The sequence below is a fragment of the Streptomyces sp. NPDC001406 genome (assembly GCF_042895285.1).
Taxonomy (GTDB): Bacteria; Actinomycetota; Actinomycetes; order Streptomycetales; family Streptomycetaceae; genus Streptomyces.
Genome location: NZ_JBIAWG010000006.1, coordinates 20,591 through 30,208 on the forward strand (window position 1 = coordinate 20,591; position 9,618 = coordinate 30,208).

A 9,618-nucleotide genomic window follows, 5' to 3' on the forward strand; every position below is an offset into this window, starting at 1 on the left:
TTGACTGTAGGAAGGCGCCGTGCGGCTCGCTCGTCGAGCGGTCCCGTGCTCTCGCCGGAGCGGGGTGTTCCGATAGCCTCACGGCTGTGACGGAACAGCACGAACAGCACACGCACCGGTTCGAGCGGGGCACGGACGGGCCGAAGGTCATCGTGGTCGGCGTGGACGGTTCCGACTCCTCGCTGCGCGCCGCGGCCTATGCCGGCGGGCTGGCCCGGCGGCAGCACGCGTTGCTCGCGCTGGTGTACGTGCAGCCGTTGCTCACGGCGGGCGCGGCGATGGGGGCGCCGGTGGCGGAGACGACCGACGAGATCGCCGAGGATCTGATCGGGCAGATCCGGGACGCGGCCGAGCGGGTCAAGGGCATATTCGAGGTGCGCTGGGAGTTCCACACGTTCCGCGGCGACCCGTACAACGGCCTGGTGAAGGCGGCGGACGAGCTGAAGGCGGACGCGGTGGTGGTGGGCGCCTCGGAGCAGGCGGGCCACCGCATCATCGGCTCGGTGGCGATCCGGCTGGTGAAGGCGGGGCGCTGGCCGGTGACGGTGGTGCCGTAGCCCTTCGGGGTGCCCGCAGGAGCAGCGGCGGGGTCGCCAGCAGCAGGACGCCCGCGAGGGCGATGGCGGTGCGCGGCCCGGTGAGGCTGGCCAGCAGGCCCCACAGGGCGGTCAGCGCGGCGGTGGTGGCCTTGCCGGTGACCGACCAGGCGGACAGGGTGCGGGTGATGCGGTCGTCCGGGGTGCACTGCAGGCGGTGGGTGGCGGAGACCGGGTTGAAGACGCCCGCGCAGGTGATCAGCCCGAGTTCCACGGCCATCACGAGCAGCAGTCCGGGCAGGCCGGGCCGGACGAAGGCCAGTCCGACGGTCCACAGGGCGCGCAGGGTGCCCGCGGTGCGCAGTACCCGCCGCTGCCCGTACCGGGTGACGAGCGGGCGGGCCAGCCGGGAGCCGAGGAGGCCGCCCAGGCAGGGCACGGCGAAGGCAAGACCGTACTGCCAGGGGGCGAAGCCGAGCGGGCCGAGCATGAGGACGGCCAGCGGCGGTGCGGCAGCCATGATCAGGCCGTTGACCGCGAGCGTGTTGAGGAACAGGGGCCGCAGGACCGGGCTGGTGAGGATGTGCCGCCAGCCGTCGAGCAGATCGGTGGCCCGCAGGCGGGCGGCGCCGGTGCGCTCGGGGCGGTGTTCGCCGCCGCCGACGGCCCGGATGCCGAGGGCCGACAGCAGAAAGCTGACCGCGTTGGCCACGACCGTCGTCACCGGCCCGAACAGGCCGAACGCGGCGCCGCCGAGGGGCGGTCCGAGGACCGTGGCGGTCCAGGTCGTGGATTCGAAGCGGGCGTTCGCGGTGAGCAGTCGGTCGGCCGGTACGAGTCCCTTCAGGAAGGCGCCGGAGGCCGCGTTGAAGGTGATGTCGGCGGCCGCGACGACGACGGACACGGCGAGGAGCTGGCCGAGGCCGAGGACTCCGAACGCGTAGGCGGCCGGGATGCTGAGCAGTGCGGCGCAGCGGACCAGGTCCGTCCCGGCCATCACCGGCCGCTTGCGCCGGAACTCCACCCACGGCCCGAGCGGCACCGCGAGCACGGCGCCCACGGCGGGTCCGGTCGCGGCGAGCAGCGCCACCTGGACCGACCCGGTGTGCAGCACGAGGACCGCGATCAGCGAGAACGCGTCGAAGGCGAGCCAGGTGCCGAACGCGCTCACCGAGTACGCGGCCCACAGCCACCCAAAGCGCCGTCCCACGCACAACCTCCCGTTGACCGGGCCCATGAAAGCGAGCGGACGGCCTCCGGATCAAACAACCCGCGGCCCATGAGCCACAACCAACGGTTGTACGGTGAGAGGCATGGACCTCAAGGCGGTGCGCACCTTCGTCGAGGTCGCGGACTCGGGCCAGTTCCAGGAGGCCGCGGCGGTGCTGGCGGTCACCCAGCAGGCCGTGTCCAAGCGGGTGGCCGCACTGGAGCGGGAGCTGGGTGTGCGGCTGTTCGCGCGGACGCCGCGCGGGGCCGAGCTGACCATCGACGGGCAGGCGTTCCTGCCGCATGCCCGCGAGCTGTTGCGGGCCGAGGAGCGGGCGGCCGCCTCCGTGCGGCCGGGCCGCCGGGCGCTGCGCGTCGACGTGCTCGGTCAGCGCCTCGCGCCCGCGGCACTGCTGCGCGGCTTCCATCTCGCGCACCCCGGGATCGACCTCGACGTCGTGACCCTCTTCGACGCCGACGCGGCCGTCGCCGCCCTGCGCTCCGGCACGATCGACGCGACCTTCCGCGCCGTCACCATGCCCGGACGGCAGCTTCCCGAGGGTGTCGAGGCGGCCCGGGTCCTCGACGAGCCCCTCCACCTGCTCACCGGGCCGGGTCATGCGCTCGCGACCGCCCGCGCGGTCACGCCCGCACAGCTCGCCGGGCACCGGATCTGGATGCCCGGGATCGTCCGCGGCACCGAGTGGGCGGCCTACTACGAGGCCCTGGCCGCCGAGTTCGGGCTCACCATCGACTCGATCGGGCCCAACTTCGGCATCGAGGCGCTCCTGGACGCGGTCGCCGACTCCTCGGCGCTGGCGACCTTCGTCGGCGAGCAGACCCGGCTCGTCTGGCCGGCCGGCCACGATCTGCGCCGCATCACCGTGCGGGACCCGACGCCGGTCTATCCGCACTCGCTGCTGTGGGAGTCCGCCAACGCCCATCCGGCGCTCGCCGCGCTCCGCGCGCATCTCGCCGCCGCCCGGCCCGCCCGGGCCGGCGCCAGGACCTGGACGCCCACGTGGGCCGAGGCTTGCGTGGCGCCTTCCGCGAGGGACGCCCCTGAGCCATCATGATCCGCCGTCAGCCGTTTCCTGTCGGCGAAGAGGTGAGTCAGATGGCCAGGATGCGCATGGGTGAGGGAATTCTCCGGCGCAAACCCATCGAACACATCGAGGAGACGGAGATCAGCGCCGGGCCCCGGCTCGACCGGGCGCTCGGGCTGTGGCAGCTGACCGCGATCGGCATCGGCGGCATCATCGGCGCGGGCATCTTCACGCTCGCGGGCACGGTGGCCAACGGCGTCGCGGGTCCCGCGGTGCTCATCTCGTTCCTCATCGCCGGTGTGGCGAGCGCGGCGGCGGCGCTGTCGTACGCCGAGTTCGCCGGGCTCATCCCGAAGGCGGGCTCGGCCTACACCTATGGGTACGCGGTGCTCGGCGAGTTCGCGGGCTGGTTCATCGGCTGGGACCTGCTCCTCGAATACACGGCGATCGTGGCGGTGGTCGCGATCGGCATCTCCGGGTACTTCGGGTTCCTGGTCGAGGAGTTGGGCGCGAATCTGCCCACCTGGATGCTGGGCGCGCCGGGGACCGGGCACGGGCACCGGGTCGATCTGTTCGCGGCGGTCCTGTGTCTGCTCATCGCCTGGCTGCTGAACCAGGGCATCCGCAGCGCGGCCCGCTTCGAGACGTTCGTGGTGGCGCTGAAGGTGCTGGTGGTGCTGGTGGTGATCGGCGTCGGTGTGTTCCAGATCAACACGGCGAACTACCATCCGTTCTTCCCGTTCGGCCTCAGCGGGGCGTTCACCGGTGCGGCGACCGTGTTCTTCGCGGTCTTCGGGTACGACGCCATGTCGACCGCGGCCGAGGAGTCGAAGGACGCCGCGCGGCACATGCCGAAGGCGATCATCTACTCGCTCGCGATCTCGATGGTGCTGTACGTGGCGGCCTGTCTGGTGCTGACCGGCATGCAGAAGTACACGGAGATCGACCCGGAGAGCGGCTTCTCGTCGGCATTCAAGTCGGTGGGCCTGGACGCGCTCGCGGATGTGATCGCGGTGGGCGCGATCATCGGCATCCTCACCGTGATGTTCACGTTCATGCTGGGTGTGACCCGGGTGTGGTTCTCCATGTCCCGGGACGGGCTGCTGCCCGCGTGGTTCGCGAAGACGCACCCGACACGGCATGTGCCGACGCGCGTCACCTGGATCGTCGGCTTCGCGTCGGCCGCCCTCGCCGGGTTCGTGCCGATCGGCGAGGCGGCCGAACTCACCAACATCGGCATCCTGCTGGCGTTCGTGGTGGTGTGCACGGCGGTGATCGTGCTGCGCTACCGGCAGCCGGAGCTGCCGCGCGCCTTCCGTACGCCGTGGATGCCGTTCGTGCCGGCGCTGGGTGTCGTCTTCTCGATCTGGCTGATCACGTTCCTGAAGTGGCAGACGTGGGTGCGGTTCGCCGTGTGGTTCGTGGTCGGGTGCGTGATCTACTTCGGCTACTCGTACAAGCGGTCGAAGCTCGCCGAACGCTGACCACCGCGGAGCACCTCGTCACTGACCCATGATCAGCCCGTCCTTGGCGGCACCCCGGCTGAGGACGACGTCGCGGATCCGGTCGCGCACTCCGGTCAGTTCGGCGCCCTGCGCGATGGCCGCGTCGAGGTTGACGACGCGGCCGGCGTCGAGGTCGTAGAGCTCCGGGATGAACTCGGCCTTGGTCACCTCCCAGCGGCCGCCGGGCCGGGCGGGCGGGGCGAAGGTGAAGCGGCCGATGGTGGACTGGTTGCCGTGCAGGTCCAGTTTTCCCTGGCTGTTGCGCAGATCTCCGACGACCTGGTCGCCCAGGCCGTAGACGACCCAGGTGCCGTTGATCTTCTCGTAGGCCTGCGGGAGGCGGGCGTGGCTGCCGAGGATCAGGTCGATGTCGGCGCGGCCGCCGGTGTTCGAGGCGGTGAGCCGCTTGGCCAGGGTGAGCTGCTGGTCGTCGGGGTCCTCCCGCCATTCGGTGCCCCAGTTCAGGGAGACGACCACCACGTCGGCGCCCGCCTGCCGTGCGGCGCGGGCGTCGGCGACGATCCGGCGCTCGTCGATCAGGTTGAGAGCCCAGGGCTGGTTCGGCGGGAGCGCGAGGCCTTTCGTGTCGTAGGTGTACGACAGGTGGGCGACCTTGGCCGTGCCCGCGGGCATGATCGTGGCGGTGCGTGCCTCGCCCTCGGTGCGTGCCGTTCCGGCGTGCCGTACGCCCGCCCGGTCCAGGGCGTCCAGGGTGCGGCCGATGCCGGCGGCGCCGCCGTCGAGCGCGTGGTCGGAGGCGGTGGAGCAGCCGTCGTAGCCGGTGGCGACGAGGCCGAGGGCGACTTCCGGCGGGTAGGTGAAGGCCGGGTAGCCGGTGCGGTCACTGCCCACGCCGTAGACGGACTCCATGTGACACAGCGCCAGATCGGCCCCGGCGACCACCGGTTGGACCCCGGACAGCATCGGGCGGAAGTCGTAGCCCTGGCCGCCGGCGTCGAAGCGGGCCCGGTCCATGACCGAGGCGTGCGGCAGGATGTCGCCGGAGGCGACGAGGGTGAAGCCGCGGGCGGCGGCCGGCGCCGGACGGCCGGGCGGGTCGGCGGCCTGCCGCTCCTGGGCCTGGCAGGCGGCGGCCGTCGCGAGGAGCGCGGTCAGCGCCAGGGCCACCTGTCGTCTGCGTGCGATCATCAACTCACCCCAGAGTCGTCGTATGAGCGGACAGTCATATCGATAGCCACATGGGTACGAATCTGGATGCCGTCGCAAACGGCTTCGGCCGTCTCATTAACCCGTCCGGTGTCCGGGATCGTGTCCGACGGACCGTTCGTCGCACCGTTCATCGACGCGATCGACCGTCCGTCGCAGATCCCGGTGCGCACCCTGTCCCGGCGGCGCGCCCTGCGATGCCATACGGCCATGACGGCCGGAACCACCCTCCCCCTTGGGACGACGACCGCCGAGCACGAGCTCGCCGCGCTGCAGCGCGAGCACGGCCGACCCCTGTTCGCGCTGCTGCTGCGGCTGTGCGACGGCGACCGGCAGCGCGCCGAGGACCTCGTGCAGGAGACCTTCGTACGCGCCTGGCAGCATCCCGAGGCACTGCGCGCCGACGACTTCGACTCCGTACGGCCCTGGCTGCTGACCGTGGGACGGCGGCTCGCGATCGACGCACGGCGGGCCCGGCAGGCGCGCCCGCCGGAGGTGGGCGACGCGATCCTGGAGAACGCGCGGGTGATCGCCGATCACGCCGAACGGTCGGCCGCGGCCCTGGACGTCCGCGAGGCTGTGAAGACACTCACTCCCGAGCACCGTGAAGTCCTGGTGCTGGTGTATTTCCATGGGGCGAGTGTGGCGGAGGCCGCGCAGGCCCTCGGAATTCCGCCCGGTACGGTGAAGTCGCGCGCGTACTACGCGCTGCGCGCCCTGCGCCGGGTGCTTCCGGGATACGCGACCGACCTGCAGTGAAACCCAGGCCGACGTAAAGCCTTCGCAAAGCGCCTTGCTGAGGACCACGTTTGAGCAATCAGCTGTCTTCATCCGTGTTCCGGATGGGGCCCTGCCCCAGGCCCGGGTTCGGGCGACGCGCACGCACCGGAGGAAGGCAGGAAGGGATGCTGCACAGAGGTCAAGAGAGCACGGACGGCACCGGCGGCGGTGAACTGACCGTCCCCATGGCGTGGTTGTACGCGGAGTACATCGCCGACGAGCTGCTGCGCACCGGCGACCTGATGCCGCCGACGTCCTTCGAGTTCCGGGCCGGCCGGGACGCGCTGGCGCTGACCGTCTTCCTGTCCGACACCGACGGCGAGCTCTCCGGCATCCGGGTCGTCACCCAGCTGGAGACCTGGCTTTCGCTGACGGCGTACGACCAGCCGTGGCAGGACTGGGTGGCCGAGCGGATGGCCCAGCTGGCCGCCGCCGCGGCGGAGTCCGGCGCCCCCTCGCCCGACCTGGACCTCGCGGCCGAGGCCTGGCGCTGGCTGGAGGAGACCGAGCTGCTCGCCCCCGACCTGGACGCCGTGCCGGGGGGCGCCGCGGTGGTCGGCGAGGAGGACGGACCGAAGGTCTGGACACCCGCCTGGCAACTCGGACTGCCCCTCGGACATCTCGCGATCCATCTTTTTTGATTCAGGACCAATCCGCGGGCCCGGCCGCTCCGAATCCCTTGATTACGATTCTGTAGGTGCCTTGAGTGATTCGGCTGTCTGGTGCGTACGGGTGGGAGCAAGGAGTAACCCCACCCACACCCTTCGGCACGAGGATTCTGCATGAGGTCCCTGGAACGGCATCGCGACGTCGGCGCGTACGCGCTCGGCGTGCTGGACGAGGCGGAGGCCTTCCGCTTCGAGGACCACCTCATGGAGTGCCCTCGCTGTGCGGCACACGTGACCGAATTCGGGCCGACGACACGGCAGTTGATGCTGTACCGGCGTGCCACGCCGCGCTTCGTGCACCCCATGACCCAGGCCGGCCCCCGGCTGCTGGACCGTCTGCTCGGCGAGGTCGTCGTACGGCACCGGGCGCGCCGCCGGCGCTTTCTGTACGGCCTGGCCGCCTCGGTGGTGATCGCCGTGGCCGGTCCCGGGATCGTCGCCTACGCCGGTCATGAGAGCCAGGGCGTCCGGGTCACGGCGGCGACCGACGCGAAGTCGGGCGTGTGGGCGCAGGTCAGGACCGCGGACGCCGACTTCGGCAGCCAGCTGGAACTGAAGGTGAAGGACGCGCCGGGCCCGCACTCCTGCCGCCTCGTGGCCATCGGCCGCGACGGCTCCGAGGAAGTCGTGACCAGCTGGCGCGAGAGCGGCGACGGCGCCGGGATGAACACCATGCGCGGCGGCTCCGCGATGCATCCCGAAGAGATCGTCCGGTACGAGGTGCGCAGCGCGACCGGGGAGCGCCTGCTGACCCTCCAGCCCCGGTAGGGAGCCCGCGGGGACTTGACCGGAGATTCACATTAGGTAAGCCTTACCTCAGTCTTGCTGTGAGTCCCCTAGGAGCCACCTGTGTCCGCGCTGCCCTCCGAGTCGTCCGTGTCCCCTCAGACGACGCCCGCACAGCGGCTCGGACTGTACGACGCCTGGTGGACGGTCACGGCCGCCGGGGTCGCCGTCTGTCTCGGACTTACGGCCTGCGCATGGATCTCACTGCACCTGCGGGTGGACGCCACCTTGCACTCCGTCGCCCTCTTCGTGCATCTGGCGTCGCTGGTGCTCGGCTTCGGGGCCGTCCTGTCGGCGGACTACTCCGCGCTGCTCTGGCTGACCGGCCGGTGCACCCTGCGCGAGGCCCTGAGCAGCGCGCACCGGCTCCACGTGCCGATCTGGACCGGCCTCGCCGGACTCGTCGTCAGCGGTGCGATGCTCCAGCCGGACCTCGCCTCCAGCGTCACCCGGGTCAAGCTGGGCCTGGTCCTCGCGCTCACCCTCAACGGGCTGCAGGCCGGACTGCTCACCAGACGCATGGCCCGGCAGCGGGAGGGGGCTCCGCTCGCCCCGCGCGTGCTCGCCCGGGGAACCATGACCGCGCTCGTGTCCCAGGCCTGCTGGTGGGGTGCCGTGGTCATAGGGTTCCGCAACAGCCAGGGCTGAGGCGGGCTCACTTCAGCAGTCGGGACATCCTGCGGTCCGCCAGTGGCTTGCCGCCCGTCTGGCAGGTCGGGCAGTACTGGAGCGAGGAGTCGCTGAAGGAGACCTCACGGATGGTGTCGCCGCAGACCGGGCAGGGCTCGCCGGTGCGGCCGTGGACGCGCAGGCCGCTCTTCTTCTCCGACTTGAGCCGGCCGGCGGCCAGCCCCCGGGAACGCTCGACCGCCTCGCCGAGCGTGCTGCGCAGCGCCTCGTGGAGTCGCCGGGTCTCCTGCGGGGTCAGCGACGCGGCGAGCTTGAACGGGGACATCTTCGCCGCGTGCAGGATCTCGTCGCTGTAGGCGTTGCCGACTCCGGCGATCAGGCTCTGGTCGCGCAGGGCGCCCTTGAGCTGCCGCCGCTCGTCCTTCAGCAGGGCGGCGAGACGGGCCTCGTCGAAGTCGTCGGCGAGCGGGTCGGGACCGAGGCGGGCCACGCCCGGCACCTCCTGCGGGTCCCGTACGACGTACACCGCGAGGCGCTTTTGCGTGCCGGCCTCGGTGAGGTCGAAGCCCGCGCCGGTCTCCAGGGCGACCCGCAGGGCCAGCGGGCCCTTTCCGGGGCGCGGCAGACCGTCGGGCAGCCGGTCCTTCCACTGCAGCCAGCCCGCGCGGGCCAAGTGCGTCACGAAGTGCAGGCCCTTGTCCCCCTCGATGTCGAGGAACTTGCCGTACCGGCGCACGGCGGTCACCTCACTGCCCTCGAACGCGCCGACCGGAGGGTCGTACGTCTTCAGCACGCTGATCGCGACCGGCAGCACCCGCACGACCTCGTGACCGACCAGTTGCTCGGTCAGAAAGCCCTTGAGCGCTTCCACCTCGGGGAGTTCCGGCATGGCTCCAGAGTGCCATCCGAAGCCGCCCCGGTCAGCCGCCCACGGGGCACCCGCGACCCAGCGGCGCGGCAGAACGCCGGAGGAATCCTCCACCTCCACACACAGCCGCCGATCACTGCCCGTGAGAACTCTCAGAGTGCCCACCGCGAAACCCTCGGAGACCCCCGCACGGGTCCAAGGTGCCATCCGAAGCCGCCCCGGTCAGCCGCCCACGGGGCACCCGCGACCCAGCGGCGCGGCAGAGCGCCGGAGGAATCCTCCACCTCCACACACAGCCGCCGATCACTGCCCGTGAGAACTCTCAGGGTGCCCACCGCGAAACCCTCGGAGACCCCCGCACGGGTCCAAGGTGCCATCCGAAGCCGCCCCGGTCAGCCGCCCACGGGGCACCCGCGACCCAGC

10 protein-coding genes are annotated in these 9,618 nt (G+C 71.5%); 7 read left to right on the forward strand and 3 right to left on the reverse strand.

Translation table 11 applies throughout. The annotated features are described in order from the left end of the window. Positions 1–86 precede the first annotated feature (86 nt). A complete protein-coding gene (locus ACFY1J_RS15565) occupies positions 87–557 on the forward strand; it encodes a universal stress protein (RefSeq protein WP_390705740.1) in 471 nt (156 codons plus the stop codon). Here ACFY1J_RS15565 and ACFY1J_RS15570 read toward each other — a convergent pair. Beyond that, complete coding sequence (locus tag ACFY1J_RS15570) at positions 493–1,773, reverse strand: MFS transporter (RefSeq protein WP_390731331.1); 1,281 nt, start codon at positions 1,771–1,773, stop codon at positions 493–495. The genes ACFY1J_RS15565 and ACFY1J_RS15570 overlap by 65 nt on opposite strands. 76 nt (positions 1,774–1,849) lie before the next feature. Between ACFY1J_RS15570 and ACFY1J_RS15575 the strand changes: the two genes are divergently transcribed. Beyond that, positions 1,850–2,821, forward strand: coding sequence for a LysR family transcriptional regulator (locus ACFY1J_RS15575; protein ID WP_390731332.1), 972 nt, complete (start codon positions 1,850–1,852; stop codon positions 2,819–2,821). A gap of 41 nt (positions 2,822–2,862) precedes the next feature. Continuing rightward, positions 2,863–4,275 (forward strand): amino acid permease, encoded by a 1,413-nt coding sequence (locus ACFY1J_RS15580; RefSeq protein WP_390731333.1) that lies wholly within the window; start codon positions 2,863–2,865, stop codon positions 4,273–4,275. Positions 4,276–4,293: 18 nt separating this feature from the next. On the opposite strand, the gene ACFY1J_RS15585 is transcribed toward ACFY1J_RS15580, so the two are convergent. Next, positions 4,294–5,445, reverse strand: coding sequence for a CapA family protein (locus ACFY1J_RS15585; protein WP_390705737.1), 1,152 nt, complete (start codon positions 5,443–5,445; stop codon positions 4,294–4,296). A gap of 228 nt (positions 5,446–5,673) precedes the next feature. On the opposite strand from ACFY1J_RS15585, the gene ACFY1J_RS15590 reads away from it, so the two are divergent. The 4 genes from ACFY1J_RS15590 to ACFY1J_RS15605 all read left to right on the forward strand — a co-directional run bounded on the left by ACFY1J_RS15590 (position 5,674) and on the right by ACFY1J_RS15605 (position 8,345). Then, positions 5,674–6,222 (forward strand): sigma-70 family RNA polymerase sigma factor, encoded by a 549-nt coding sequence (locus ACFY1J_RS15590; protein WP_390706237.1) that lies wholly within the window; start codon positions 5,674–5,676, stop codon positions 6,220–6,222. Between the two features lie 146 nt (positions 6,223–6,368). Next, on the forward strand, positions 6,369–6,884 hold the full coding sequence (locus ACFY1J_RS15595; RefSeq protein WP_390705736.1) for a hypothetical protein: 516 nt from the start codon (positions 6,369–6,371) through the stop codon (positions 6,882–6,884). 141 nt (positions 6,885–7,025) lie between these two features. Next, entirely contained in the window at positions 7,026–7,679 is a 654-nt protein-coding gene (locus ACFY1J_RS15600) for a zf-HC2 domain-containing protein (protein WP_390705735.1), read from the forward strand. Between the two features lie 81 nt (positions 7,680–7,760). Next, positions 7,761–8,345: a hypothetical protein gene (locus ACFY1J_RS15605; protein ID WP_390705734.1), complete on the forward strand. Its 585-nt coding sequence runs from the start codon at positions 7,761–7,763 to the stop codon at positions 8,343–8,345. Between the two features lie 7 nt (positions 8,346–8,352). Here ACFY1J_RS15605 and ACFY1J_RS15610 read toward each other — a convergent pair whose 3' ends face one another. Next, on the reverse strand, positions 8,353–9,216 hold the full coding sequence (locus tag ACFY1J_RS15610) for an Fpg/Nei family DNA glycosylase (protein ID WP_390705733.1): 864 nt from the start codon (positions 9,214–9,216) through the stop codon (positions 8,353–8,355). Positions 9,217–9,618: the final 402 nt, after the last annotated feature.

Excerpts from the sequence above, each read along its gene's own strand:
- ACFY1J_RS15600 (WP_390705735.1), top strand. The coding sequence starts at position 7,026 with ATGAGGTCCCTGGAACGGCATCGCGACGTCGGCGCGTACGCGCTCGGC.
- ACFY1J_RS15595 (WP_390705736.1), top strand. The coding sequence starts at position 6,369 with ATGCTGCACAGAGGTCAAGAGAGCACGGACGGCACCGGCGGCGGTGAA.
- ACFY1J_RS15610 (WP_390705733.1), bottom strand. The coding sequence starts at position 9,216 with ATGCCGGAACTCCCCGAGGTGGAAGCGCTCAAGGGCTTTCTGACCGAG.
- ACFY1J_RS15585 (WP_390705737.1), bottom strand. The coding sequence starts at position 5,445 with ATGATCGCACGCAGACGACAGGTGGCCCTGGCGCTGACCGCGCTCCTC.
- ACFY1J_RS15580 (WP_390731333.1), top strand. The coding sequence starts at position 2,863 with ATGGCCAGGATGCGCATGGGTGAGGGAATTCTCCGGCGCAAACCCATC.
- ACFY1J_RS15590 (WP_390706237.1), top strand. The coding sequence starts at position 5,674 with ATGACGGCCGGAACCACCCTCCCCCTTGGGACGACGACCGCCGAGCAC.
- ACFY1J_RS15570 (WP_390731331.1), bottom strand. The coding sequence starts at position 1,773 with ATGGGCCCGGTCAACGGGAGGTTGTGCGTGGGACGGCGCTTTGGGTGG.
- ACFY1J_RS15575 (WP_390731332.1), top strand. The coding sequence starts at position 1,850 with ATGGACCTCAAGGCGGTGCGCACCTTCGTCGAGGTCGCGGACTCGGGC.